The sequence below is a fragment of the Psychrobacter sp. NPDC078631 genome (assembly GCF_050268165.1).
Classification (GTDB): Bacteria; Pseudomonadota; Gammaproteobacteria; order Pseudomonadales; family Moraxellaceae; genus Psychrobacter.
Genome location: NZ_JBNNGG010000001.1, coordinates 66,099 through 92,518 on the forward strand (window position 1 = coordinate 66,099; position 26,420 = coordinate 92,518).

A 26,420-nucleotide genomic window follows, 5' to 3' on the forward strand; every position below is an offset into this window, starting at 1 on the left:
GTGCAGACGTAACAAAGGCTAGTAGCACTACATGCGCTTGATTTTATGACCAGGGTTATCACAGAGTTAGTAAAATGGTAATTTATACTGATAGCTTGTACTGATTATCTGTTAAATGTTTGTTTTTACACTGAAGCTTTACTAAGGTGACATGTAGGCGTAACGGCGCAAAGTTAATGATTTTATTAGCTTATCTGCCTATGCTACAATGCTATTTTTAGTTGCCTATTGGGTCATCGTTGCACTCGCACGATGACCTTATCTTTTTGCACAAGCGGTATCAATAGACAAGCGAGCGCTCAGTGAATACTGAAATTATCAAGATAATCCTAGCCTTTATGGTATTGATCAATCCATTCAGCGCATTGACGTTATTTTTAGATTTGACTCGCGGCTATTCGATGAACAATCGACGTAAGGTCGCACGCGTTGCTTGTTTGACCATTTTTATCACCATCAGCTTTTTCACGATTGCAGGTGAGACGCTACTAAAAACCCTTGGTATTTCTATCGGCTCGTTCCAATTGGCAGGCGGCATATTGGTGTTTTTAATTGCGCTAAATATGATGAATGGAGAGGGTAACCCTGTTAAACCTGATCAAGAGAACTTCGATGTTGATCATGTGAAAGACGCGCCAGTCTCGATGGCAGCTGCCGTGGTTCCCCTCGCGATTCCAATGATGATTGGGCCTGGTGGTATCTCCACGGTTATCATTTACTCTTCACAAGTATCAGGTATTTTGCAGGTATCCGCTATTTTGATTGCTGGCTTATTCATCAGTCTGTTTTGCTATTTGGCATTGATGGCGGCAGGTCGTATCAGTCGCTTACTAGGCGATACTGGCTTGAACATCATGAGTCGAATCATGGGTATGCTATTGGCAGCCGTTTCTATCGAAATTATCGTTAATGGACTGCGTACGCTCTTTCCTAGCTTGATGTAAATGATCAATACAATATTATCGCTAACCATATATATTTATACAGTGGTTAGCGGATATCGACCTGATTCAGTATTATCCAATACGTCGTTTACTTAATATTCAGTTTATTCAACACTCAGCTTATCTATCATTTCCTAGTTATATTTCTATCAGCTTTGATACAAATGCCACGCCAGATACAGCATTAACAACCCTACCAAAGCATCTAGTATGTTCCATGCCTTAGGCTTTTCAAATAGAGGCCTGAGTAATCGCGCACCATACCCAAGCGCAAAGAAGAAGAAGAACGAAGCACTAATTGCACCTGCGGCAAATGTCAATTTACTGCTTGCACCCGTAGAAACCATGCCGACGAGTACCAATGTGTCTAGATAGACGTGCGGGTTTAACCAAGTAAAGCCAAAGCATAGTAATAAGGCTTTTTTTAAGCTAGTCACGACTTGTCCTTCGACAGTCAAAGCATGTGACACGCGTACGCTGGCATACAAACTCTGTAAGCCATATCCTAATAAAAATATAACGCCTGCTATTTTTGCGATATCTATAACGTGAGGATAGCGGGCCGTAACTGCACCAAAACCACCAACACCTGCTGAGATTAAAAACGCATCGCTCACCGCACAAAATAAACAAACAAAAAATATGTGTTCGCGTTTGAGACCTTGTTTGAGTACAAAGGCGTTTTGGGAACCAATAGCAATGATGAGAGATAGCCCAAGTAGGAAACCAGAAATATAATCAGGAGCATTCATAATACGGTGCTTAACGGTTGGAGTGTAGGAATGGTGACATTTTGCTTACTGGCAGGCCAGCAAAAACCTGCTAAGATACGCTATTGAATGAATGTATGCAATATACGCGCAATGTGAGTGTAATAGACGAGGGGCAGAGCAAGTCATGGTAGTCAGTTTGACAAGAATGCTACAGTCATTTGGGCAAGCTCAAGATGACCTACCGACATTGGCAGCAAAGAATGCTCAGGAGATGAGCGTCAATCATGAACAGGATGCTGCTGCCAATATTGATAGCAATCACGCAGTACATGAGCGTTCTACACTAACTCCGCCTGAACGTGTAAACCGTATATGTGATGCGTTGGCACAAGTCAGTGATAGCCAATCATCCACGCCTTTGACTGATCGCTATCTGAGTAATCGTGCTCAAATGCGCCCAACCAATAGACCGCCTTTTGACCCAGATACTTTGTGGTATCTCAAACATGGACGTTGTCCGATTATGACTGAGCTTGTTGATGTGGTCGATGAGGCCACCCTAAATGCCATGCCTATCGAGGCCGTTGCGATATTAGATCGTATCAACGGTAAGCTAAAGCGTTACCGTGAGTGGAGTAGTGAGCTGAACGAGCAGCAACAGCAGCAGCATAATGAGCGTCAGTTCGTCATCGATAAATTAGTGTCCGAAAGTATCCCTGAAGCATTACATCATTATGAGCAGCTACAACGCTTTAGTCCGCATCGCACCAAAAATAATATGGTGCAGGGCAAGATGACGGCTGGTGATATGCTCACAGATTTGTTTTTAGAGATTGATTATGAGCTTGACGAATTATTAGATGAATTGCATCAGACAGTTTTGAACCGCCTTGCCTCAACCCACCGCTATGTTAAGAGCCGTACGCAAAGTTAAATGTTCTTTGATGACACTTTCTCTCGTACATTTGCAAAGGTTAAGTATTATCAAAAAACACAATCGACCCAGTGCATAACAATATAGGGCTTTAATAGAGCCTTATTTTTTTGTTTAATGATATCAACCATAAAAAATCAGCCACGACATTCTGATAAGTAATAAGGACAATATAATGACCCAAATGACTGCGATGTTCGTAATGTTTGTTTTGTATGGGCTGTTGCCAGCGGCTGGGTTATATCTAGGTTATCGTGGCATTAAAAAAGTCACAGCGCCCAAAATGCTCGAATATAAGGCGATGCCGCAACTGGGTTATATACCTGAAAAAAGCCTACCCGTCGACGTTAAAACTGCTTTGGAGCAAATTAATACAAAGGGTGAAAAGCTGCGTGTCATGTATGGCGATACCAATAATGATGGCAAGATTGATGATAAAGATACCGTCAATGAAACTTATATTATGATTCAAAACTTAATGGATAGGCACGTGCCACAAGCAGTCGCTGACTATCGCCGCTTGCATGATTTAGATGTGACGGATAGTGCGCTTGCTGATACTACCAAAATTAAGCATTCTAATGCCACTGGCAAAGAAGCCTTGTTAGATGTGCTTAAGACAATTAACACACAGTTCGATGATCTGCTCAACGCGTCATATCATCAAGACGGTCAAAAACTACTCGCGACCAATCGCTATCTCCAAAAACGTTTTGACAATCCTGCTAGCAATACAGAGTTTCAAAAGCCTGATAGCAATGTCAGTAGTGATGCCAATAATAATGCTAGCAGTGAGGTAAATATCCAAGCGATTGAAAGCCCAACTGGTGAAAATGTGAGTGCTAAAGACATTAAGTTATAAACACAAAGTGGAACGGTGAAAGGATAAAGAGCAAGCGTATATGAGTATCTTAATAGGCATCGGTATTGTAACGACCGTCACTACCTTTTATCTAGGTAGAAAAGGCTGGCAGGCTTTTCATAAAGCCGTCGGTATCTCACCTGGCGTACTCATTTATCAGGATTACGATGCGCCTTTGTCATTAGCCACATTAAGCTTGCAGCAGTTAACGTTAAATAAACAGCACTTAAAAAACTTGTCTGAGCAGCAACTGCGTCAGCTAAAACGTATCGATGAAAAAGTAAGTAGCTATCAAACCTATCAAGCAGCTCAACATGCTCAATATAAGACGACAGCTATAACAGAAGCACAGTTTGTATTGAATAAAATGCTGCAAACACGGTTACCTGAAATGCTAGCCACTCATTACCAATTAACAAATATAAACGTCACTAATGAGAATAGCGAAAAGAGGTTAGAGGCTAGTGAGTTATTGCAGAGTGTTTTAGATAATATCGAACAGCGTTTGGATAGACTCCTGGCACAAATGGACGAGGAGCAGCTAAAAGAGCTGCGAGTCATGAAACACTATATTAATAGCCATGATAGCTGAGCCGCTATATCTATACTGAGCAACTGTGACTTCTGTAAACTGTGACGCCTGTAAAAAGGCACAAAAAAGCGGTCAATGACTATTTATCATTGACCGCTTTTTTATGTTTATCCCAAATCTGTTTAAGACTTAGGGTAATGTTAAACCAACTTAACTAGCGCTTGTCATTGCGATCACGGGTGTTACGTGTACCGCGGCTAGCAGGGCTAGCACTACTTTTAGGTTTCGCGCTGCTGTTACGGTTATCGCTACGAGTATCAGTGCGACGCGCTTTAAGCGGCTTGTTTCTGATACGCTCTTGTTTTTCTTTGGCTGCGCCATGTAGACCCGTGCCATAACGTGGGCGTAAGCTGACCAAATCCGTCAACGTGTTGATTTCTTTTTTATCAAGCTCTAAGAAACGACCAGTACGTAGCTCTTTTGGTAGAACAATCGTGCCATAGCGTGTACGTAGTAGACGACTAACTTTTAGACCTTGTGATTCAAACAAACGACGTACTTCGCGGTTACGGCCTTCTTTTAGCTGGACGTGATACCACTTGTTGACGCCTTCGCCGCCGCCTTCTTTGATGTCTTCAAATTTTGCAAGGCCATCTTCTAGCATGACACCAGCGGTCAATGCACGAGCGATATCAGGCGTTACTTCACCCAATACACGTACGGCATATTCACGAGTAACTTCACCAGATGGATGCATCAAGCGATGCGCCATTTCGCCATCATTAGTAAATAACAATAGGCCAGTTGAGTTAATGTCCAAACGTCCAACCATTACCCAGCGGTCATGCGTTAGCTTTGGCAAACGTTCAAAGACAGTTGGGCGACCTTCTGGATCTTTAGCCGAGCAAACTTCGCCTTCAGGCTTGTAGTAAGCGATAACACGGCGACGCTTCTCGTTTTCAGAAGTGTATTTGATTTGACGGCCATCAACGCGAATCTCATCACCTTGCGAGACGCGATCACCGATGGTCGCAGGACTGTTGTTAACCGTTACGCGACCAGATTTGATAACTTCTTCCATTTGACGGCGTGAACCAAGTCCCATACGGGCGAGTGCTTTCTGTAATTTTTCGTCTTTCATCATAATATCCTTGAGTCGGTGGGTTTACATTTCTCAATGTAAAAAATTGGATTGACTATTCTACGCTATTTTAACAAATTTAGCACGTAAACCAATACCTTACTGGTTATTAATGTATAAACAAATATAGTGCTAATCAATAAAAGTTTATTAGTCGTATGCAAAATATAGACTCGAAGACTCTCAGTGAGTAACTATATAAGTTAATACATAGATACAAACACTTACACTACTTCGGCATTAGAAGGATAGTTCCAATCATAAATGCAATCGAAACAAGCCTTCATTAAGTTAGATTTCTTCAAATTAAAAATAAAAATTTTATTTATGATGAAGCTGTTTTCACTTGCATTTTTTTATCGCTAAATAATCTAAAAGTTGATATCAATTTTCGTAATTAGCCGTAAATAAAGGGCTTGATAAGCAATTGCAAAATAATAACTTAATTATTTTATGACAGATTATATTTATTGCACTGAATATAATTTAGGTGTATATTTATTAAATATATTCTTTTTTACGAATATAAATGCTGTGGTGAGGTTTCTTGGTTTGATTCACAAATATAAATATGAGTAACTGTTATGGTTAATAAATATTTCATTTTTGTACACAAACGATTCTTGGTAATGAGTATATTTTGCTTATTTCTAATGGGGTTGTTTAGTGGCTGTACGATCAACTCAGGACTTCAGTCAGGAAATCTTCCTGAATCTGGCACCTTTACTGCAGAAAACGGTCTTCAATTTCATATTCAGCCTTTAAGTCTGGCAACTTTACCGCGTACAGCGCCGCCTACTGTGACTCAAGATCTCTCTCATTTGATCAAAACCTCTGGACGCGTCAATTACGGCATTGCGAAAGGGGACATGCTGAATATCATCCTTACCAATTATCCGGATATTAATGCGTCAACTGCTAGCTTAACGGTAGATCAACAAGGGTATATACAGTTTCCATTGATAGGTAGAGTTCAAGCCAGTGGGCTGAGCGTGCCGCAGTTCACCGCTACGTTGCAAAGCAAATTACAGCGATATCTCAAGTACTCAGATCCTCAAGTCAAAATCATCAATTACCGTGGTAGCAAGTTTTTCGTAGATGGTGCGGTGAAGCAGTCTGGCGAGTTTGCTATAGCTGATGTGCCAGTGTCGGTATATGGGGCTATCTCTATGGCAGGTGGTACCACTGAGACTGGCGATTCAAATAACATTGTGCTAAATCGTCAGGGCAACAGCTATCGCTTAGGAGTGCAGTCACTACAAAGAATGGGGCTGTCTGCCAATCAAATCTATCTGCGGGATGGTGACTCTATCCACGTCAATAGCCAAAGCCGCAATAAGGTCTACGTATTGGGTGAATTTGGCAAGATTGAGCCAGTGGCGATTCCAGAACAGGGGCTGAGCTTAGCGCATGTATTGGGCGAGTCAAATGGGCTAAATTCCAATACGGCTAACGCAGCCAAAGTATATATCGTGCGCGACAACCCTCAGTACCAGTACACCAATATCTATTACGTCGACATGCAGAGCATCACAAGCTTGGCATTAGCCAGTCGCTTTGACATGCAAGCCAATGACATTCTTTATGTGGATCCAACAGGCTTGGCCCGCTGGAATCGTGTGATTAGTGCGATATTACCGTCAACCTCTGCCATCAACGTGATATCAGGGTTATAAATGATAGCTAGTGAAAATACTGGATGTGCTTTGAATTTTGATACTGAGATTAAGTGAGATAAGACTAGGAATTAGAGTGATAGATTTTATAAGGTGCGATGAGGCAGAGAGCAATCTAACTGCAATCTAACTGCATTCAAGGGCAGTCAAGGGCAGTCAGGGTCTTGGAGCTAAGCGAAAGCTATTAAGCGATTAACATTGAATAATGGGTATATGGTTATGAATAATATAGATTCAAAAGACCTATCGACACCTAAGGGTGACAACGACAATGACAACATCGACTTAACGGCGCTGGTTTTGGTTTTGTTGCGTGGCTGGAAAGTCATAGCGCTCATGGCAGCAGTCGGACTCTTAATAGGATTTTTCTATACGCGCTATATTAATCCAACCTTCAAGTCTGATGCGCTGATCCAAATTGAAGAAAACTCCCAAGGAGTCGATGCGCTTGGGGCAAACATCTCAGAGTTGGTCGGAGAAGAAGTGAGCAAGGCTGAGGCAGAAGCCGAGCTCATACGGTCTCGGATGATACTAGAGCCAGTCGTCGATATGCTACATCTAGACATCAAACTAACCGATCCTAATATTGGCTATCTCGATAAAATAACAAACGACCGCATTAACACTCAGTTGAACACGAATGATGGTGTGTCTTTGAGCACAAAAAACGGGATCGTACAAATTAATCAGTTCGATGTGTCACCAGCATATTTAAACCAGTCTTTTACGCTATCACAGTCTGACACAGGATTTGTCTTAAGCAATGGATTAGATGATTTCAAAGGACAATTGGGGCAGCCGCATCAGTTTAATGGGGTAAACGGTGAGATTAATATTACAGTGACTGAGCTACCTACAGACGGTTACCCCATTGGTATCACTAAGCAGACCTTAAAGACCACGACAGATGCGATTAACAGCGCATTGTCTGTGGAAGAAAAAGGCGATAAAACCAATATTATTCAGCTGTCGATGACAGGCACAAACCAACAGCAAATCACGACCACACTTGATCAGATAGTCCAATCTTATATCGATCAAAACCAATCTCGGGGTACGGAAGAAACCACCAAAACATTGGCTTTCATGGAAACGCAGATTCCAGCGTTAAAAGAAAAATTAGACGCCTCTGAAGCTCAGTTCAATGAATTTCGTAAAAAGCACGGCACCATCGATGTAGGTAAAGAAGCTGAGCTATTACTAAATGAAAAGTCTCGAATCGATGAGCAGCTCAATGATCTCAAATTAAAGAGAGCAGATCTAACGACTTACTATACCAATGAGCACCCACTCGTTATCCAGATAAATGAGCAACTAAAAGTCCTCAACAGTCGAATAGGAGCGATAGGTAGCACCGTTGCAGGACTGCCTGAAATACAGCGAGAGTTCTTAAAGCTATCAGAAGATACAGCTATTAATAGAGAGATTTACCTCACACTGCTCAAAAATTATGAACAATTAAAAATCGTTAGAGCTGGTCAGGTTGGTTATGCCCGTATTCTAGATAGACCGACCAGTACCTTCGATGCCATTGCACCAAACAAATTCCAAATTATGCTGCTGGCGCTACTCGTAGGTACTGTACTTGGGGTAATGCTGGTTTTAATCAGAAACTTAATTAGAAATGTCGTAAAAGATCCAGAGCATCTAGAATCTAAAACAGGAATCCCTGTTATTGCAACGATTCCACGTTCGACCTCGATATCTAAGCTAGGTAGGAACAAAAAAAATACTGGTCGAATGCTTGCGCACGTTGATCACAATGGCTTGAGCTATGAAGCAATTAAAAATTTACGGACAAACCTTTTATTTGGTAAGACAACGAAGACAGTAGATGAAAAGTCTGCTCAGACCATATTAATCACTGGAGAAAGCCCAGGTGTCGGTAAGTCTTTTATTACGGCCAATTTATCCGAAGTATTTGCACAGCTTGACAAAAAAGTACTGATTATCGATGGAGATATGCGTTTAGGGGAGCTGCATAAAATGTTTGGTATGAATCCAGACAGTGGTCTCACAGACTACTTACTGCAAGATAAAGATAGCTCTCTAACAGATAATGAGCCTCGATTAGATAGTGACATGGCTAAGTTAAATCTTGAAAGTTTTATCCAGCCGACTGGTATGGAGTATATCGACCTTATATCACGGGGACAACCGTCGCATAATCCGACTTCGTTATTGATAGGAGAGAGGTTTAATCATTTGATGGCAGCGCTCAAAACGAAGTACGACTATATCGTTATCGATGCGCCTCCTATATTGGCTGCATCAGACGCCATGGTATTGGCACAACACGCAGACAAAGTACTGATCGTTACCAAATTTGATCATTCAGTAGAAGGCCAGTTGGTCTATGCCATCAAACAGATGAGTAAAGCCAACGTACAAGTCGATGGCATCATCTTAAATGACATACAGCAAAGTATTCTGAATAGGTACAGCTATCACTACCATTATGCTTATGGACACAATTCGTAGTTAGCTACTGTCCATGGCAAACGAGCGACATAACTTAAGTAGGTGGATCTTATGTTTATAAAAACAGAGTCTAACAATGCTTATCAAACGCCAAGCGATATCAATCGATGGTCGAAGCGTATGACGCTGTTTTTATTAGCCTTACCACGCTTTGCGAAATGCTCTATCTTATTTGGTATAGATTTTTCGGTTGCTGTCCTTTGCTTGGTAGTGGCATTGGCACTGCGTCAAGGTTATGTCGATGATCAAATCGGCCTTACGGTATTAGCTTTTTATGCATTGATACCTGTCGTCAGCTTATATCTGATTGGCTTTTATAGAGGCGCCTCTAGAGGTTTTTTCGATGCTGCGATGGGTCGAGTATTACAGTCATTTTTATTACTTATTATCGTTTATCAGTTCATCATTTATGTGAACCCAGTATCAATGATGCCGCGCTCAGCGCCAATTATATTCCTATTCTTATTCTTTATTTGGTTGTGGAACAGTCGGCTAATGATTCGCGGGTTGCTGAATCGATTACAGAAACCAGACAATCAAGGTCGCCTAGATAGTTGCTGCGATAACGTGATTATTTATGGCGCAGGATCGGCTGGTAGAGAGCTATTAGAGAGCTTGAGACATTCTCATAAATACAATGTAGTGGCATATATCGATGATGATCCGCAGCTGATAGGGGCTTATCTACATGGTAAAAAAACATATGCTGCTCATGCGTTACCTTGGTTAATAGAAAAATTAAATGTCGCGCAAGTGATTTTGGCAATGCCTTCTATGAGCCGTGGTCGTAAAAAACAGATTATGGATAGCCTGTCAGGCGTTTCTGTCAAATTAAAAGATTTACCGAGCTTACGAGAGCTTGCTGATGAGATCGTAACAGTCAGCCATATACGGCCAGTCGATATATTAGATGTGCTGGAAAGAGAGACTGTCGAACCAGTTGCTGAGCTCCTCCAAAAAAATATTACGGGTAAAAACGTACTCGTGACAGGCGCAGGTGGCTCTATTGGGAGTGAGCTGTGTAGACAAATCATGAAAAACAAACCTGCATGTTTGGTGTTATACGAGCAGTCTGAATATGCTTTGTACACAATCGATCAGGAACTTAGAAGCCTTGTCGCTAGTAATGTCATTAGCAATATTGAATATCAAAGTATCGAGATTGTTAGCATCATTGGAAGCGTGGGCAACGAAAAAAAATTAATCAATATATTCGAAAAACACCATATAAAAACGATTTATCACGCTGCAGCGTATAAACATGTACCGATTGTCGAGTCCAATCCATTTGAAGGCACGATTAACAACACTAAAGGCACCTACCATTGTGCTTGTGCCGCAATAAAAGCTCATGTTGATACGTTTGTACTGATCTCTACTGACAAAGCAGTGCGACCGACCAACGTGATGGGAGCCTCCAAACGCTTGGCTGAAATCGTCTGCCAAGGACTGAGCCAAAGCAACAGTCATACGTGTTTTAGTATGGTGCGTTTCGGCAACGTTTTGGGTTCATCGGGCTCTGTAGTGCCACTTTTTACCAGACAAATTGAGCAGGGTGGTCCGATTACCATCACCCATCCAGACATCACGCGCTACTTTATGACCATACCAGAAGCGGCCAGTTTGGTTATCCAAGCAGGGGCTATGGCGTTCGGTGGTGAAGTATTTGTACTTGATATGGGTGCACCCGTCAAAATCGTGGATCTCGCCAAACGTATGATTCGTCTGACAGGGTGTGAGCTAAAAGATGCGAGCAATCCTAATGGTGATATCGAGATTGTGTTTACTGGATTGAGACCAGGTGAAAAACTCTATGAAGAGTTAATCATTGGTGCCGACAACATAGAGACCACGTTTCATCCACTCATTATGCAAGCAATGGAGCATAGTTTTCCATTGGAAGATATCGAAGCTATCTTGTTTGAGTTTATTGAAAGATCAAAGCGGCACGATACTGAATGGTTGAAAGCACAGTTTAGGACCTTCGTTGAAGGCTACCGAGAAGGCGATGAAACTGATGTCGAAAAGATAGATGTAGAACTGATGGACGTAGTGAGTTAATAGAATAAAAAATTGAAGTAAGTAAACTAATAGAGTGGTTAAAAGTATGCTGCGATTAGCCAAAGAATTGTTTGCCCTGTTAACTGTAGATCAGCGACGACGTTATTTGTCTTTGCAGATCATGATGGTGTTCATGGCATTTATGGAGTTGCTAGGAATTGCTTCTATAGGGCCCTTTATGGCCTTAGTGGCTGATATGCAGCTGCTTGAAACCAATGCAATTCTTAATCGTATATATGTAGCTAGCGGTGTGAGTACACATACAGATTTTTTATTTATAACGGGTCTGTTTGTACTGTTGATGCTTAGTTTAGCGTCTATTTTGTCGATGATTACGACATGGCGTTTGTCTTTATTTGCTTATTCTGTTGGTACAGAGATTAGTGATCGTTTGTATCATTATTATTTGCAAAAAGACTGGTTGTTCCATGCCAGTGGAAGCAGCGCTCAATTGACGAAGCAAATTGCAACTGAGGCATTAAGAGTAACAAACTTTATCATTTTACCGTTTATACAGATGAATGCTCGTCTAGTATTAGCAGTATTTATCTCAGTTAGTATCTTTATTTATAACCCATTGATAGCAACCGTAGGGGTTGTATTGTTTGCTAGCGGTTACGTAATTATATACAGAATGATTCGTAAGCGTATCGCCTTGTATGGAGAGTACGTTTCTACTACCTCAACTAATCGATTTCGTTTAATGAATGAGGGCTTTGGGGGGATCAAAGATGTACTACTCTACAATCGTAGACATGATTTTGTACATCAGTTTGAGACAAGTGGAAAGTTATTTGCGCATGCTCAAGGAGTAAATACAGCATTAAGCCAAGCACCTAGATATTTAATGGAGTTATTAGCTTTTGGTGCAATGATTGGGCTAGTTTTAGTTTTGCTGACAACACGCGAAAGGAATTTGAGCCAAGTATTACCTATATTAACCGTTTATGCTCTTGCTGGTTTTAAGTTATTACCTGCTTTGCAGCAAATATACCATAGCGTTGCTACGATTAGAGGTAATACGGCTGCTTTTGATTCTATAAAAGAAGACTTGCTAGCATCATTGACCGTAGATAGTGTGCAGGGTGCTGCTTCAGATATTGCGAGCGGTCAAACAATTGATTTAGCAAAAATCGAGACTATACGACTGAATAGGGTTAGCTTCACCTATCCTAATAAAGTAATGCCAGCATTAGATAATATAAATCTAAATATACCTATCAATTCTACAGTTGGTTTTGTCGGTGAGTCGGGGTCTGGTAAATCTACAGCTATCGATCTATTACTAGGTCTTATTGCACCAACTACCGGACAGCTAATGCTTGATGACTTAATTATCGATGAAAAAAACAAGCAGGCTTGGCAGCAATACATAGGTTTCGTACCGCAGAGTATATTTTTGAGTGAAGGTAGTATCGCTGAAAACGTCGCTTTTGGCATATGTCGTAAAGATATTGACTTAGTAAGAGTAAAACAGGCAATTAAGCTTGCCCATCTAGAGTTCTTAGTAGACAGTTTATCTGAAGGTTTAAATACTAAAGTCGGTGAACGAGGCGTACAACTATCTGGAGGACAGCGACAGCGTATTGGCATAGCTAGAGCTTTATACAATCAAGCTGATGTATTGGTGTTTGATGAAGCAACAAGTGCCTTAGACGGTATTACTGAAAAAGTCATAATGGACGCTATTCAAGAGCTAAGTGGGCAGAAGACCATCGTAATGATAGCCCATCGTCTAAAAACAGTAAAAAATTGCGATATTATTTATTTTATGGAAAAAGGTAAAGTGATTGAACAAGGCACTTATCAACAGTTAATAAATAATAACCCAACGTTCGAAAAAATGGCTATGTATTCATAGTTAAAATAATAAAAAGTTATTTTTATAAATCACCATTTTCTATGGTAAGTAACGATTATGAAGTTTTAATAATGAACGCAATAGGATGCATGGGTTTATTTGAGAGATAAAAATATGAAAAATATATGCTTTCTTATAGGTAATCTTAATCACGCTGGCGGTACTGAAAGAGTAACCAGTTTAATTGCGAATGGGTTTGCCGAAAGAAGTTATAACATCTCAATTTTAAGCCTTGTAGGAGGCGACAATCCTTTTTTTAATCTAAATGATAATATAGAAAATCACTTTTTATACTCTAAGAGTGTGTCTTTTAAAAAGAGAATTTTGCAAGCAATTTATAAGTTACGTCAATTTGTAAAAAAACAAAAAATTGATACGCTCGTTGTGGTTGATAGTATTTCATGCATATTTACAGTACCTGCGCTAGTGGGTTTAAAGGTCAATCATGTTTGCTGGGAGCATTTTAATTTTAAAAATGACTTAGGAAAACCTGTTAGAAGGTTAGCTCGTCAATTAGCCGCACGATATTGTGATGCAGTAGTGACTTTGACAGAAAGAGATAAGCAGTACTGGTTAGATGGCACATATCATAGGTCTCAAATAGTAGCAATACCTAACCCTTGCCCATTTCCACCGCAGACATATATCAAAAAAGAAAACACCAAAATCGTATTGGCAGTTGGTGGGTTGACTCAAATAAAAGGCTTTGACATGTTACTTGAGGCTTGGGTGCAGATAAATAGCTCTATGCCTGATTGGAAGCTAGTCATAGTTGGGGAGGGAGAAGATAGAAAAAAAATAACAGGGTTTATCGAAAGAGCCAAGTTGACAGAAAGCGTGTGCCTAGTAGGTAATACCTCTCATATAAGTAGATATTATGAACAAGCGGAAATATTTTGCTTAAGCTCTCGTTTTGAAGGTTTTCCAATGGTATTGCTAGAGACGCTGGCTTTTGGACTACCTGTTGTTAGCTTTGATTGTGATACAGGCCCTGCAGAAATATTAAAAGGTACGGGTTCTCTCTTAGTGCCAAAAAATAATACTAAGCAACTGGCTTCAGCATTGATAAAGCTCATGAATAATAAAGAAGATCGAAAAATAATTGGCATAAAAAGCAGGGGTAAATCTGAAAAATATCAACCTAAAGAAATAATAAACCAGTGGGTTCTTTTATTGGAAGGTTTAAAAAAATAAAATTATTTTTTATATGTTTATATTAATTCAGATAAGAAATCAAGTATTTTTTGTGCGGGTAATAATTATCAAATATAGTTTTAGTATAAACAGTAATAGTATGAGATATGATCAATATTTAGCTTGCGCATATTCATAAAAGCTACTTATATGAAATCCATTTATGTTATAGCCTTTAGAGATAAATAATAAGGAGAGCGACATGAAAGTTCTAATAGTAATTAGTAGTGTCAATAGCTCGGGCGGTACTGAGCGAGTAGGATGTATGCTTGCGAATAGCTTATCTGAAGTAGGGTATGAAGTAATGCTAGCTAGCATATCCTATGGAGATAAACCTTTTTTTCCTATAAATAAAGAAATAAAACTAGTTTCTCTAATGAGTTTTTCAGACCATAGGTTGCTCCGTATTCCTAATACTATTTATAAATTAAGGAAGCTACTAAAAGAAGAGGGGATTGATGCATTGATAGTAGTAGAGACGTTATGCTCTCAATTTACTATACCTGCCACCATTGGCTTACCGGTCAAGCATATATGTTGGGAGCACTTGAATTTTAATCACGATTTAGGAGTTAGAAGTAGAAGAGTCGCTCGTCAACTAGCAGCACGATATTGTGATTCAGTAGTGACTTTAACGGAAAGAGATAAGCAGTATTGGTTAGACGGCACGCATCATAAATCACAAATCTTAGCAATAGAAAATGCTTGTCCATTCCCACCACAAGACTATATCAAGCGAGAAAACACAAAAACCGTATTGGCAGTAGGTAGGTTGATTCAGGTGAAAGGTTTCGACATGTTGCTTGAGGCTTGGGTTAAGGTAAGTGACTTTATGCCAGACTGGAAACTAGTCATAGTTGGCGAAGGCAAAGAGAGAAACAAACTCACAAAATTTATTGAAAAGAATGAGTTAACTGAAAAAGTGAGCTTGGTGGGTAAGACTTCGGATGTAAGTAAATACTATAAAGAAGCAGAAATATTTTGTTTAAGCTCTCGTTTTGAAGGTTTTCCAATGGTGCTGCTTGAGGCGTTAGCTTTTGGACTACCTATTGTTAGTTTTGATTGTGATACAGGCCCTGCAGAAATATTAAAAGGTACAGGTTCAATTTTAGTACCGAAAAACAATATCGATGAGCTTGCTTCAGCCTTGATAGAACTGATGGATAATAAAGAAGATCGAAAAATAATTGGCTTACGAGGAAAAGAGAAATCTAAAAAATATCAACCTAAAGAAATAATAGGGCAGTGGATTGAACTATTAGAAAAGAGTGACTAATTATAGAATAAAAATAATAAAAATAATGGATGTATGCCTACTCATATAACAATTTTATAGCTATAGGATAACAATGAAAATACTATATGTTATTACAGGCTTAGGACAAGGAGGCGCTGAACGAGTTGTTTGTGACTTGGCGGATGCCATGGTCCAAAAAGGGCATCAAGTTAGAATTGTGTATTTTGTAGGTGAGGTACTTACTAGACCAACATGTGAAGGTATTGAGTTAGTGAAAGTTAGCTTGACCACTCTAATCTCTCTACCTGCTGCATATATTTTGCTATCAAAAATAATTAAAAGTTATCAGCCTGACGTTGTGCACTCGCATATGGTCCATGCAAACATTTTGACGCGCTTAGTTAAAATAGTAACTCCAATAAATAGATTGATATCCACCGCCCACAGTAGCAATGAGGGCGGTGCACTACGTATGCTAGCTTATCGACTGACCAACCGCTTGGCCGATGTAAGCACCAATGTCAGCAACACGGCAGTTGCCTCTTTTGAATCAAGATATGCAGTACCAAAAAAAGGAATGAAAGCTATATATAACGGAGTGAATTTTGATGACTTTAGTTATAGTACGCAGGCAAAAATTGCAATAAAGGATGAGCTCGGGCTAGATAAGAACTGCAAGGTAATCTTAGCAGTTGGTAGGTTTAATAAAGCGAAGAACTACCTTAATCTCTTGAGGTCCATAAGATTTTTAAAAAACGCTAATTCTATTCCTTTTGTACTGATTATTGCAGGTGATGGTGAATTAAGGACAGAAATCGAAAGGCATATTATAGAGTTAGAGTTAGATAAAGAAGTTATTTTGTTAGGTAGAAGGAGTGATATATCAACGTTGATGAGTGCTTGTGATACGTTCGTTTTATCATCTGATTATGAGGGGCTGCCGACAGTATTGATTGAAGCTTTAGCTTGTCAAGCAAACGTCGTTTCTACTGATGTTAGCGGCGCCCGTGAGATATTAGACGGTTATGGAAGTATCGTACCTATTCGTAAGCCTGAAGCTTTAGCAAAGGCCATCGAAGCTAATTTATTAATTGAACAGAAGAACATTCTAGGTCGACAATATGCCAAAGAAAAATTTGATATAAAGATTATTTCTGATGAATGGGTGGAAATATACTATGAGAAATAATCGGCAATTATTTGAGAGATTTTCTAACTCTAATATATTTTTATTAGTTACTGCTATCTTTTTCTCAAAAATAATTGCATTTGTACTGATGGAATACGATATTTTAATAATAAACTTGGGCGGTGGCAGCGATGCTAATTACTATAACTCTTATGCTGAAGGCTTTACAGATACCGCAGTAAATATTTGGCCAGTATTACTAAGGTGGTTAAACGATTATGGCTTGTATTCGCGTGATTTGACTACTTATTTCTTATTTTTTTTAAGTTTAATAGCCATTCCTATTATGGTAGTTAGACTTTCAGGCATAACGTTCAAAAGAAATCAAAAATACTATTTATACGCTCTTTTAGTTTGCTTAATTCATCCAACGATATTCTTTTTTTCAACAGATATATTTCGCGATATATTTATGGCTTTTAGTTTTCTATTAGGATGTCTGACAGTAAAGTGGTTTTTAAATAGTCATAGTGTTTTTGGTGCTGTCTGTTATTTTTTATTATCTGTGGCAATTGGATTTTTCTTAATAGAGATAAGACCTTATTTAGGGTATGCATACTTGCTTAGTCTACTTTTCTTAAAAATAAAATTTACTAAAAGTAGAGCTTTTTATTTAGGTCTTCTCTATCTTGGACTTCTGTTTGCAGTAAACTATTTAGGCGTTTTGGACTTGCTAACTGAGTATCGGTCTGGATTTGAAGAGTCGGAAGGTGGCTCAACTCTAGGTCTCAGCTTTTCTAATCCTATACTATTTATACCTAATTTTATAATTAGCTTTTTGGGGCAGATGCTGGGCTTGTACATTACTAACCCGCTAGCGCTTGTATTATTTGTACTCGAAACCGTTCCTTTCTTTTTCATGCTCATATATGTATTAAAGAATATTAAGTTAGCAGACAGCTTTGTACGTTTTCTCATTATATTTTTCGTGTTCTACGGCAGTGTTTGGTTGATCGGAAACGATAATTTAGGCACCGCAGTACGTCTAAGGATATACAACTATTTGGCTATATATATCAGTTTTTTTTATATCTTAAGGCTTAAAAGATCGTCTTTTAGAAAGTCCTCCTCAAATAGAGTATAGGTGGTGAATGGATGAAAATAATTATTTTAGGCACCATTGCTTATAGTTTTTATGGCTTTCGCGCTGACCTTATTCAGGAGCTGGTCAAACAGCAGCATACTGTCTATGCGTTTACTTCTGAATATACTCAAGATGAGCTAAAGAAAATAGAGAGGTTGGGTGCCATACCTGTAACCTATAGTCTAAATCGAGGGGGCTTAAATCCTTTAGCGGATATCACAGCAGCTTATCATCTGTCCAAAGTTATTAAGAAAATAGCGCCAGATGTTGTGTTCTCTTACTTTTCTAAACCCGTCATCTTTGGCACGTTAGCAGCAAAAATAGCAAAGGTTCCACAGGTTGTAGGTATGCTCGAAGGATTGGGTTATTGTTTTACAGATCAACCTGAAGGCCTCAGCAAGAAGGTAAAAGTGATTAAAGGTATCCAGGTCTTATTGTATAAAATTGCTTTGCCACGGTTAAATCGTCTTATATTTTTAAATACTGATGATCCTAATGATTTATTGAAGCGGTATAAAATACAAGTGAAACAGGTAAATGTGCTAGGTGGTATTGGTTTAAATCTAAGCCAGTACAAATATCAGTCCATAGTGAATATCGAAGAACCTATCAAATTTTTATTTATTGGTCGCTTATTGAAAGAAAAAGGTATCCATGATCTTATTTCGGCTATAAAAATAGTAAAGAAAATATATCCTGAAGCATATTTTACTATTTTAGGAGAGATAGATGCTTCTAATATGGGTGCATTGCAGAAATCAGAGTTAGATGAGTTGATTGCATTGAACATCGTAAACTATCCTGGTCATGTTGATAATGTAAAAGACTGGATTGCAAATCATCACGTATTTGTACTGCCGTCTTATCGTGAAGGTGTGCCGCGCAGCACTCAAGAAGCGATGGCAATTGGAAGACCTATTATCACTACTGATGTACCTGGTTGCCGTGAAACGGTTGTTGATGGAGTAAATGGGTTTTTAGTAGAGAAATGGAATCCGAAAGCTTTGGCAGAGAAAATGATTTACTTTATAGAACATCCTGAAAAAATTGAAAAGATGGGTGATGAAAGCTACAAGCTAGCACAAAAGAAATTTGATGCAGATAAAGTCAATAAACGACTAATAAATATGTTGGGCTTATAAATGATAAAACGACTATTTGACATTGTAGGTGCAACGACAGCATTAGTAGTGCTATCTCCTGTCTACATTGCAACTGCATACAAGGTGAGTAAGAATCTTGGCGCGCCTGTTCTATTTCGTCAGATTCGTCCAGGTCTGTATGGCAAGCCATTTGAAATGATAAAGTTTCGCTCAATGAAGAATGATATAGACGCAGATGGCAACCCTTTGGAAGATGGCGAGCGATTGACATCGTTTGGTAAAGCGCTGCGTAACACCAGCCTTGATGAGCTACCTGAGCTTTGGAATGTCATAAAAGGCGATATGAGTCTAGTGGGCCCGCGACCATTATTAATGGAATATCTACCATTATATAATGATGAGCAAGCGCGCCGACACGACGTCCGCCCAGGTATTACAGGTTATGCTCAAGTTAATGGTCGCAACGCTATCGGGTGGGACGAGAGGTTTGCACTGGATACATGGTATGTTGACAATCAGTCGCTGTGGCTGGATATCAAGATTTTATTTAAAACAGTGAAAAAAGTTATTGTTAAAGATGGTATCAGTGCTGAGGGCGAAGCAACTATGAGTAAATTCATGGGCAATAGTATTAATGAAGAAATGCTTTAAAAAAAGTGCTTTTCTGATAGCAATACAGTTAATCAAAAGACATTAAGTATTAGAAAAATCATAAGATATAAAAGGTTAATAACATAGTGAGCAGTTTATCGTAGAGCGTGACACAATATTAGACATAAGTACCATAGAGGAACATATGCTAAATACCCCTTTTTCACCTTGGCCAAAATTCACGCAACATGAGGCTGATGCTGTCAGTCGAGTGCTACTATCTAATAAAGTCAATTATTGGACAGGCGAAGAATGTCGTCAGTTTGAGCGAGAGTTTGCTGACTGGGTAGGTAGTAAGTACGCAATAGCATTGGGTAATGGCACCTTGGCATTGGATGTCGCGTTACAAGCACTCGATATAGGTGCAGGTGATGAGGTCATTGTCACACCGCGTACCTTTATCGCTAGTATCTCATCAATTGTCAATGCAGGTGCGATCCCCATCTTTGCAGACGTTGATAAAGCAACTGGCAATATTACCGCTGAGACTATCACAGCTGTACTAAGCGACAAGACGAAAAGTATCGTGTGCGTCCATCTGGCTGGCTGGCCATGTGATATGGACAGCATTATGGCATTGGCAGATGAGCATGGCCTATATGTCATTGAAGATTGCGCACAAGCTCATGGCGCACGATATAAAGGGCGAAGTGTTGGCAGTATTGGTCATGTTGGGGCATGGAGTTTTTGCCAAGATAAAATTATGACCACAGGAGGTGAGGGCGGTATGGTCACCACCGATAGCGAACTGCTATGGCGAAAAATGTGGGCGTATAAGGATCATGGTAAGAGCTATGCGGCAGTCTATGAAACGGAGCAATCACCTGGCTACAACTGGCTGCATGAAAGCTTTGGCACCAATTGGCGTATGACTGAGATGCAAGGCGTTTTGGGGCGTATTCAACTGGAAAAAATGAGTGAGTGGACAGCCAAACGGACTACTAATGCGCAAGCCATACTAGAGGCCTGTAGCAAATGGGAGTCCAAAGGTTATCTTCTCGTGCCGAGACTAGAGCATTTAGCGGAGTTCTCAAATACGAACCACGCCTACTACAAAGTATATGTCTATATACAGTCCGATAATCTACCTGATGGCTGGACACGTGACCGCATTATTGAAGCAATTAATAATCAAGGTGTGCCTTGCTTCTCTGGATCTGCGTCAGAAGTCTATTTGGAGAAGGCCTTTGATAACACTGGATTGCGTCCAAGGATTAGATTACCAATGGCAAAGCAGCTAGGAGAGAGTAGTCTCATGTTTCTAGTGCATCCTACGCTGACGGCGGCTGAAATTAAACTGACGATACAGGCGATCGATAGCGTATTTGGTTCGATGGTCGAATAAGACGATAATTAATGATTATTTTTAGAAATTCATCCCTCAGTCGACGCTATTCTTGATGAAAGCACAAGATGCATTTGCCTATATATAAGCAATACTCTTTAATTAACTTATTATAAAAAATTATCAGTGCGCAGGCTTTATCTTACGCTAGGATTTTGTAGCGTACACAGGTACAATAATACTCTTAGTCAAAGATTGACGAACCAAAGGACAGGCATGCAAAGTATTTGCGCGCGCTGTCTTTATTTTTTATATCGTACCCTCTATTGGAGTTACTATGTCTACTGCCCAAGAATCCGCCACCGTTTTGGACGGCAAAGCACTTGCCAAACAAATAGAACAGGATCTGCGCACGCGCGTAGATACGATTAAGGAAAAGACTGGCCGCACCCCAAGCTTAGCGACGATATTGGTTGGTGATGATCCGGCCTCTGCCACTTATGTTCGTATGAAAGGCAACGCTTGTAAGCGTGTTGGTATGGACTCTATACGCGTTGAGATGCCGAGTGTCACGACCACTGAGCAGCTCATGGCAAAGATAGATGAGTTAAATAGCAATCCAGATGTACACGGCATTTTGCTACAGCATCCTGTTCCTGAGCATATTGATGAGCGTGCTTGTTTTGAGCAGATTGACTTAGCAAAAGACGTCGATGGTGTGACTTGCCTTGGTTTTGGTCGTATGGCGATGCAGCAGTCAGCTTATGGCTCATGCACACCGCAGGGCATCATGCATTTGTTAGAGCATTATGATATCGAGCTATCGGGTAAAGAAGCAGTGGTCGTAGGGCGTAGTGCTATCTTAGGTAAGCCAATGGCGATGATGCTATTGAATGCTAACTGTACGGTGACAATCTGCCATTCAAGAACTCAAGATTTGGCGGCGCATATTAAGCGTGCAGATATTGTGGTTGGTGCAGTAGGTGTACCTGAGCTGATTAAAGCGGAGTGGATCAAAGCAGGAGCGGTTGTCGTTGATGCAGGCTTCCATCCTACAGATGATGGCGGTGTTGGTGATATCGAAATGAAAGGCATGGAAAACATTGCCAGCGCTTATACGCCAGTACCAGGCGGCGTTGGACCGATGACTATCAACACGCTTATTCGCCAAACGGTCGATGCTGCTGAAAAGTCAGCAGGTTTGAATAACGGCTAAAAAAATAGTCATACGAATACTGATTGCCGATATATAAGGGGCCTGAGGTAACATAGACTCAGGCTAAATCAACCACATTTCAGTTGATAGGACCTAAACATGGCTAAAAAAAACGTAGGTGTCCATGAGCGACTACAAAGTATTGGTAGAGAGTTTGTCGATGTCTGTCATTACGTTATTTTATTTCTAATCAGTGTGGTTGTCGTTTGGACTGCAGGTAAGGAGTTTATTTATATTGTCCAAAAGGGTTCAGCGGATCTAAAAGACATATTGATGTTATTTATTTACCTTGAGCTACTGGCTATGATAGGTATCTACTTTAAAACCCACCGACTGCCAGTACAGTTTTTGATATTTATTGCCATAACAGCATTGTCACGACATTTGGTGGTTGATGTACAGGCAGTTTCAGACTATTTCCATTTATGGCTGCTAGCGACAATTTCCGTGGCCATCATGTTATTGAGCGGCTCTATTGTAATCCTGACTTGGACAGCAAAAACGTTTGGTCGCCCAGAGGATAATCTTGATAAGCAGCATGCAAACCTAACGGTTAAAGCGCTATTGCCTGATAATGCTCAAGCGCCCGATAGCCATACTAAGCATCGCCGTGAATAATTAGATAGCAACAAAAAAAAGAGCGACCAGTGGTTGCTCTTTTTTTATGCCTAGCGTTTGGTATTACAACCATTTCAATCTTTTAAAATTGTAGTACAGATAGCTACATAAGGCGATAATTATGGCCATAATAACAAGGTAAGAATACTTCCAATGTAGCTCAGGCATAAAGTCAAAGTTCATGCCATAAATACCAGCGATAGCTGTCGGCACTGCCAGAATACCTGCCCATGCAGCGAGCTTACGCACCACTTCATTCTGACCCATATTGACCATCGCCATATAGGTATTCATCACCACGCTCAGCATTTCATTAAGACCATTAATAGCATCTAGTGAGTGTAAGAGGTGATCGTTAACATCGCGAAAATACGGCTTAGCGGCTTGAGAAAACCCAGAGACAATCTCACTTTTTTTATGATTGATAAAAAAGCTACAGATATCTTGCACAGGTAAGATAATGGCACGCATATGTACCAGTTGCGATTTAAGCTCGTAGAGATTTTTTAGCGTGCCCTTATCAAACTCAGAAGTAAATACGTAGCGCTCTTGCTCGCGCAAGTAACGGCCCAATCGATCGGTAATCGGCATATAGTTATCAACGATAAAATCGAGGATAGCATGCAGTACAAATATAGGACCCATACGCAGCTTTTCGGGACGACGATGACAATGCTCACGTACTGGCGCATAAGAGTTTGACGGACCATTGCGAATCGTAATGAGGTAGTTTTTACCCATAAATATCGCAGTAGTACCATAACGAATGACATTGTCTTCGAGCTTGGCCGTACGTAGCACCACAAAGACCATATCATTATCATAGTTTTCGACCTTGGCACGTTGATGATCAGCAAAGGCGTCTTCAATCGCTAGCTCATGCAAGTCAAAGGCTTCTTTTACTTTGACCATGGTTTCTAAGCTTGGATCATATAGCCCAAGCCAAATAAATTGACCGTTGTTCCCTAGCGTACGACTCACATCATTGAGCGCCACTCTATTAAGGTTCTCACCTGTTTTACGTGAGTAAGCGTAGCAATTGACCACTTCGCCTGCACTTGATGAATCAATATCTTCATAGCGTTCAGAGTCAGGATCGTAGACCGTCATGGTCTCAATAGTATCTTCAGTAGTGGCGTCCACATCACCATAGATATAACTATCATCATCGTCTAAATAGAGATGCTTGTCATTCATATTGGCGTAGATATGATTCATATTGGAATCAGGCGCAATATGAGCTGTTTTTTTAATCAATTGATTATTATCATTTTCCATATACTTTCCTGTCATATAATAAAAAACTTCAATAATCCAAATATACTGTGAACGCTGCTATGGTTTTATCGTATGCCAATACTATCTATAGGGCATAGCTTTTTAGCGTATCGATATCTACCAATGCCAATAGACTCTCGTGACACGCTTCTAGTTTAATTTGCGGTGCGATATCAAAGTCCAATGCTTCAACCCAACGTAGCGCGCAGATGCACCAGTAGTCACCAGGTTTGAGACCAGGAAAGTTGTATTCAGGTAGCGGGGTAATCAGGTCGTTACCGCGACTGGCAGAGAAGTTTAAAAACTCGCTGGTCATCTTGGCGCAGACGGTATGTTGACCAACATCATGGTTGCCAGTATGGCAAAAACCATTGCGATAATAGCCAGTGATTGGATCGAAACAACAGCTGGCAAGTGCGGTGCCTAAGACATTGGTTTGGTTGATGGCAGGGTTTGGGTGGTAATCAGATGACATAAGGCTTCCGAGATAAAAATATGTGTTAGTGTATCATGAGTCGGTGTTGATGACGCTGCCGTAATCGCGCTCATTATCTTATGGTTAACAAAAAATAAACCTCTCTGCTATTCGCCCAATATTGAGCCAAATACATCAATGATGACTGTTACATCTGCTAAGCTAATAAGCAGCAATTGAACTGTAATTAGATAGTGATTGTAGCTAATTGTCACTAGGCGAACCTTGAGTGCTATGCTAAACTAAAGCATAAAGTGCCTTGATTATTTGTCGCAATTTTTTAGCGCATAAAGATACTCGTCTTATCATTCTAAATTATACTTATTATTCACCCTTTTGCGGTTACCTGGTTTGTTTATAAATAATTGGGTCAATGATGTTGCGCGTTAAAAATAAATACACACAGCGTCAATACCCGGCAAATCACCCTTTAAGTACCGCATCAGTACCGCGTTTTTGGTAAGCGATACGCCAAACAAGGATTTATTGTGTCTGTTAGTTCTGATTCTGCAAAACCTGCCCAGCCAAATTCTACCAATGAAACAGTGTCTCAGCCTGCCGAAAACAGTGCTGCACCCAATCGTATGCCATATTTGAGTAACTTTGGCAGTGATGTTGCCAATAGTTGGCTATTGCCTGATGGGGTGGTTGATGTCCTGTTTGAAGATGCGCATAAGCAAGAAGTGCTTAGACATCAGTTAATTGAGCAGCTTATTACTCATGGTTATCAGCTGGTTTGCCCACCGATGATCGAGTTTACTGAGTCTTTGCTAAGTGATGCGTCAGAAGATCTGAAACGTCAAACCTTTAAGATTATCGATCAGTTGACCGGTCGCCTAATGGGCGTACGCGCTGATATCACCCCGCAGATTTTGCGTATAGATGCGCATCATGGCGGTACGGGTATTGCACGTTATTGCTATGTGGGTGATGTGATCCATACCTTGCCATCAGGTCTGTTTGGTTCACGTACGCCGCTACAGTTAGGTGCTGAGATATTTGGCTGTGCGTCACTAGCGGCAGATATTGAGCTGATAGACGTGCTGTTTACGATGGTAAATAAACTCAATATGAGTGCAGCGCTCCATATCGATTTGGGTCACGTAGCGATATTCAAACGTTTGGCTGAATTGGCTGAATTGTCAGACAGTGATACTGAGCAATTGATGTACTTATATGCCAATAAAAACCTACCAGAGCTCAAGCGTGTTTGCCGTGCTTTGCCAATGGGTGATGATTTTTATGTATTGGCACGCTTTGGTCATGATATTGCAAACCTATTAGCCAAATTATCAGATACGGCGCAGCAAGACAGCCAAATCGCAACGGCGATCGATGAGCTACAGCGTCTGAAAAACTATCTACAAGACCAATGGCAGTGCCCAGTCAGTATCGATGTGACTGAGCTATCAGGTTATCACTATCATACTGGCATCGTCTTCAATGGTTATATCAATAGTGAAACGCAGCCACTAGTACGTGGTGGCCGTTTTGATGGTATGCAAAGCCAGACGCAAGCGTTACGTGCAGCCACGGGGTTTAGTATGGATGTCAGCCGATTGCTGGCTCATACACAGTTAGATGCGCCAACCGTTGTCTTGGTTGATTTTGCCGCTTTGACCAATGCAAATACAGATGAGATGCAGACGCTACTGCAGCAAGTAGAGAGTCTACGTCAGCAAGGCTATCGCGTCACTATGCCGTTAGATGCACAGGACAGTCCAGATGATGTGACGCATCGTTTGAGCATGTCTGATGACAGTCAATGGCAGCTACAGACTGTTTAACTGTTTGACAGTAGGCTATTGAATGGCGCACGCAGCCAAAATTATTCAGTACAGATTACGAGAACGTAAAATTATTTGTTAGATATCTCAGTGTTTCT

The 26,420-nt window shown here is 40.3% G+C and carries 22 protein-coding genes; 18 read left to right on the forward strand and 4 right to left on the reverse strand.

Annotation, left to right across the window (positions count from 1 at the left end; translation table 11 throughout):
- Positions 1–302: 302 nt before the first annotated feature.
- The gene (locus ACQKCP_RS00265) at positions 303–944 is read left to right on the forward strand and encodes a MarC family protein (protein ID WP_082624565.1); all 642 of its coding nucleotides are present in this window, start codon (positions 303–305) and stop codon (positions 942–944) included.
- Positions 945–1,093: 149 nt separating this feature from the next.
- Here ACQKCP_RS00265 and ACQKCP_RS00270 read toward each other — a convergent pair whose 3' ends face one another.
- A complete protein-coding gene (locus tag ACQKCP_RS00270; RefSeq protein WP_101206238.1) occupies positions 1,094–1,696 on the reverse strand; it encodes a LysE/ArgO family amino acid transporter in 603 nt (200 codons plus the stop codon).
- Positions 1,697–1,787: 91 nt separating this feature from the next.
- Between ACQKCP_RS00270 and ACQKCP_RS00275 the strand changes: the two genes are divergently transcribed.
- The 3 genes from ACQKCP_RS00275 to ACQKCP_RS00285 all read left to right on the forward strand — a co-directional run bounded on the left by ACQKCP_RS00275 (position 1,788) and on the right by ACQKCP_RS00285 (position 4,045).
- Positions 1,788–2,591, forward strand: a complete 804-nt coding sequence (locus tag ACQKCP_RS00275) for a hypothetical protein (RefSeq protein ID WP_427610851.1) — start codon at positions 1,788–1,790, stop codon at positions 2,589–2,591.
- Between the two features lie 175 nt (positions 2,592–2,766).
- Complete coding sequence (locus tag ACQKCP_RS00280) at positions 2,767–3,453, forward strand: hypothetical protein (protein WP_427610852.1); 687 nt, start codon at positions 2,767–2,769, stop codon at positions 3,451–3,453.
- A 40-nt stretch (positions 3,454–3,493) separates the two neighbouring features.
- Positions 3,494–4,045: a hypothetical protein gene (locus tag ACQKCP_RS00285; protein ID WP_427610853.1), complete on the forward strand. Its 552-nt coding sequence runs from the start codon at positions 3,494–3,496 to the stop codon at positions 4,043–4,045.
- Between the two features lie 154 nt (positions 4,046–4,199).
- On the opposite strand, the gene rluB is transcribed toward ACQKCP_RS00285, so the two are convergent.
- On the reverse strand, positions 4,200–5,126 hold the full coding sequence (rluB, locus tag ACQKCP_RS00290) for a 23S rRNA pseudouridine(2605) synthase RluB (RefSeq protein ID WP_427610854.1): 927 nt from the start codon (positions 5,124–5,126) through the stop codon (positions 4,200–4,202).
- A gap of 629 nt (positions 5,127–5,755) precedes the next feature.
- On the opposite strand from rluB, the gene ACQKCP_RS00295 reads away from it, so the two are divergent.
- The 13 genes from ACQKCP_RS00295 to ACQKCP_RS00355 all read left to right on the forward strand — a co-directional run bounded on the left by ACQKCP_RS00295 (position 5,756) and on the right by ACQKCP_RS00355 (position 22,782).
- Positions 5,756–6,802, forward strand: a complete 1,047-nt coding sequence (locus tag ACQKCP_RS00295) for a polysaccharide biosynthesis/export family protein (RefSeq protein WP_427610855.1) — start codon at positions 5,756–5,758, stop codon at positions 6,800–6,802.
- 219 nt (positions 6,803–7,021) lie between these two features.
- On the forward strand, positions 7,022–9,283 hold the full coding sequence (locus ACQKCP_RS00300; protein ID WP_427610856.1) for a polysaccharide biosynthesis tyrosine autokinase: 2,262 nt from the start codon (positions 7,022–7,024) through the stop codon (positions 9,281–9,283).
- A 51-nt stretch (positions 9,284–9,334) separates the two neighbouring features.
- The gene (locus tag ACQKCP_RS00305; RefSeq protein WP_427610857.1) at positions 9,335–11,344 is read left to right on the forward strand and encodes a polysaccharide biosynthesis protein; all 2,010 of its coding nucleotides are present in this window, start codon (positions 9,335–9,337) and stop codon (positions 11,342–11,344) included.
- A gap of 196 nt (positions 11,345–11,540) precedes the next feature.
- Positions 11,541–13,205, forward strand: coding sequence for an ABC transporter ATP-binding protein (locus ACQKCP_RS00310; protein ID WP_427610858.1), 1,665 nt, complete (start codon positions 11,541–11,543; stop codon positions 13,203–13,205).
- A gap of 99 nt (positions 13,206–13,304) precedes the next feature.
- Positions 13,305–14,399 (forward strand): glycosyltransferase family 4 protein, encoded by a 1,095-nt coding sequence (locus ACQKCP_RS00315; RefSeq protein ID WP_427610859.1) that lies wholly within the window; start codon positions 13,305–13,307, stop codon positions 14,397–14,399.
- A 202-nt stretch (positions 14,400–14,601) separates the two neighbouring features.
- A complete protein-coding gene (locus tag ACQKCP_RS00320; RefSeq protein WP_427610860.1) occupies positions 14,602–15,675 on the forward strand; it encodes a glycosyltransferase family 4 protein in 1,074 nt (357 codons plus the stop codon).
- 73 nt (positions 15,676–15,748) lie between these two features.
- Positions 15,749–16,825 (forward strand): glycosyltransferase, encoded by a 1,077-nt coding sequence (locus ACQKCP_RS00325; RefSeq protein WP_427610861.1) that lies wholly within the window; start codon positions 15,749–15,751, stop codon positions 16,823–16,825.
- Positions 16,815–17,909: a hypothetical protein gene (locus ACQKCP_RS00330; protein WP_427610862.1), complete on the forward strand. Its 1,095-nt coding sequence runs from the start codon at positions 16,815–16,817 to the stop codon at positions 17,907–17,909. Before ACQKCP_RS00325 ends, ACQKCP_RS00330 begins: the two co-directional genes overlap by 11 nt.
- An 11-nt stretch (positions 17,910–17,920) precedes the next feature.
- On the forward strand, positions 17,921–19,051 hold the full coding sequence (locus tag ACQKCP_RS00335; protein ID WP_427610863.1) for a glycosyltransferase family 4 protein: 1,131 nt from the start codon (positions 17,921–17,923) through the stop codon (positions 19,049–19,051).
- Positions 19,052–19,663, forward strand: a complete 612-nt coding sequence (locus tag ACQKCP_RS00340) for a sugar transferase (RefSeq protein ID WP_427610864.1) — start codon at positions 19,052–19,054, stop codon at positions 19,661–19,663. It begins immediately after the preceding gene.
- A 145-nt stretch (positions 19,664–19,808) separates the two neighbouring features.
- A complete protein-coding gene (locus tag ACQKCP_RS00345; protein ID WP_427610865.1) occupies positions 19,809–21,008 on the forward strand; it encodes a DegT/DnrJ/EryC1/StrS family aminotransferase in 1,200 nt (399 codons plus the stop codon).
- Between the two features lie 277 nt (positions 21,009–21,285).
- The gene (folD, locus tag ACQKCP_RS00350; RefSeq protein WP_427610866.1) at positions 21,286–22,164 is read left to right on the forward strand and encodes a bifunctional methylenetetrahydrofolate dehydrogenase/methenyltetrahydrofolate cyclohydrolase FolD; all 879 of its coding nucleotides are present in this window, start codon (positions 21,286–21,288) and stop codon (positions 22,162–22,164) included.
- Between the two features lie 99 nt (positions 22,165–22,263).
- Positions 22,264–22,782: a phosphate-starvation-inducible protein PsiE gene (locus tag ACQKCP_RS00355; RefSeq protein WP_057759021.1), complete on the forward strand. Its 519-nt coding sequence runs from the start codon at positions 22,264–22,266 to the stop codon at positions 22,780–22,782.
- 63 nt (positions 22,783–22,845) lie between these two features.
- Here the strand turns inward: ACQKCP_RS00355 and corA are convergent, their stop codons facing one another.
- Together corA and ACQKCP_RS00365 are read right to left on the reverse strand one after the other, a co-directional pair.
- Positions 22,846–24,000, reverse strand: a complete 1,155-nt coding sequence (gene corA, locus ACQKCP_RS00360; protein WP_371546973.1) for a magnesium/cobalt transporter CorA — start codon at positions 23,998–24,000, stop codon at positions 22,846–22,848.
- A 145-nt stretch (positions 24,001–24,145) separates the two neighbouring features.
- Positions 24,146–24,535: a DUF2237 family protein gene (locus tag ACQKCP_RS00365; RefSeq protein WP_057759025.1), complete on the reverse strand. Its 390-nt coding sequence runs from the start codon at positions 24,533–24,535 to the stop codon at positions 24,146–24,148.
- 488 nt (positions 24,536–25,023) lie between these two features.
- Here ACQKCP_RS00365 and ACQKCP_RS00370 point away from each other — a divergent pair, with 488 nt between their 5' ends.
- Positions 25,024–26,322: an ATP phosphoribosyltransferase regulatory subunit gene (locus ACQKCP_RS00370; protein WP_427610867.1), complete on the forward strand. Its 1,299-nt coding sequence runs from the start codon at positions 25,024–25,026 to the stop codon at positions 26,320–26,322.
- The last annotated feature ends 98 nt before the right edge of the window (positions 26,323–26,420 follow it).

Excerpts from the sequence above, each read along its gene's own strand:
- ACQKCP_RS00310 (WP_427610858.1), top strand. The coding sequence starts at position 11,541 with ATGCAGCTGCTTGAAACCAATGCAATTCTTAATCGTATATATGTAGCT.
- ACQKCP_RS00365 (WP_057759025.1), bottom strand. The coding sequence starts at position 24,535 with ATGTCATCTGATTACCACCCAAACCCTGCCATCAACCAAACCAATGTC.
- ACQKCP_RS00280 (WP_427610852.1), top strand. The coding sequence starts at position 2,767 with ATGACCCAAATGACTGCGATGTTCGTAATGTTTGTTTTGTATGGGCTG.
- ACQKCP_RS00345 (WP_427610865.1), top strand. The coding sequence starts at position 19,809 with ATGCTAAATACCCCTTTTTCACCTTGGCCAAAATTCACGCAACATGAG.
- ACQKCP_RS00335 (WP_427610863.1), top strand. The coding sequence starts at position 17,921 with ATGAAAATAATTATTTTAGGCACCATTGCTTATAGTTTTTATGGCTTT.
- folD (WP_427610866.1), top strand. The coding sequence starts at position 21,286 with ATGTCTACTGCCCAAGAATCCGCCACCGTTTTGGACGGCAAAGCACTT.
- ACQKCP_RS00330 (WP_427610862.1), top strand. The coding sequence starts at position 16,815 with ATGAGAAATAATCGGCAATTATTTGAGAGATTTTCTAACTCTAATATA.
- ACQKCP_RS00275 (WP_427610851.1), top strand. The coding sequence starts at position 1,788 with ATGTATGCAATATACGCGCAATGTGAGTGTAATAGACGAGGGGCAGAG.
- ACQKCP_RS00305 (WP_427610857.1), top strand. The coding sequence starts at position 9,335 with ATGTTTATAAAAACAGAGTCTAACAATGCTTATCAAACGCCAAGCGAT.
- ACQKCP_RS00295 (WP_427610855.1), top strand. The coding sequence starts at position 5,756 with ATGAGTATATTTTGCTTATTTCTAATGGGGTTGTTTAGTGGCTGTACG.
- ACQKCP_RS00300 (WP_427610856.1), top strand. The coding sequence starts at position 7,022 with ATGAATAATATAGATTCAAAAGACCTATCGACACCTAAGGGTGACAAC.
- corA (WP_371546973.1), bottom strand. The coding sequence starts at position 24,000 with ATGAATCATATCTACGCCAATATGAATGACAAGCATCTCTATTTAGAC.
- ACQKCP_RS00285 (WP_427610853.1), top strand. The coding sequence starts at position 3,494 with ATGAGTATCTTAATAGGCATCGGTATTGTAACGACCGTCACTACCTTT.
- ACQKCP_RS00270 (WP_101206238.1), bottom strand. The coding sequence starts at position 1,696 with ATGAATGCTCCTGATTATATTTCTGGTTTCCTACTTGGGCTATCTCTC.
- ACQKCP_RS00340 (WP_427610864.1), top strand. The coding sequence starts at position 19,052 with ATGATAAAACGACTATTTGACATTGTAGGTGCAACGACAGCATTAGTA.
- ACQKCP_RS00325 (WP_427610861.1), top strand. The coding sequence starts at position 15,749 with ATGAAAATACTATATGTTATTACAGGCTTAGGACAAGGAGGCGCTGAA.
- rluB (WP_427610854.1), bottom strand. The coding sequence starts at position 5,126 with ATGAAAGACGAAAAATTACAGAAAGCACTCGCCCGTATGGGACTTGGT.
- ACQKCP_RS00355 (WP_057759021.1), top strand. The coding sequence starts at position 22,264 with ATGGCTAAAAAAAACGTAGGTGTCCATGAGCGACTACAAAGTATTGGT.
- ACQKCP_RS00320 (WP_427610860.1), top strand. The coding sequence starts at position 14,602 with ATGAAAGTTCTAATAGTAATTAGTAGTGTCAATAGCTCGGGCGGTACT.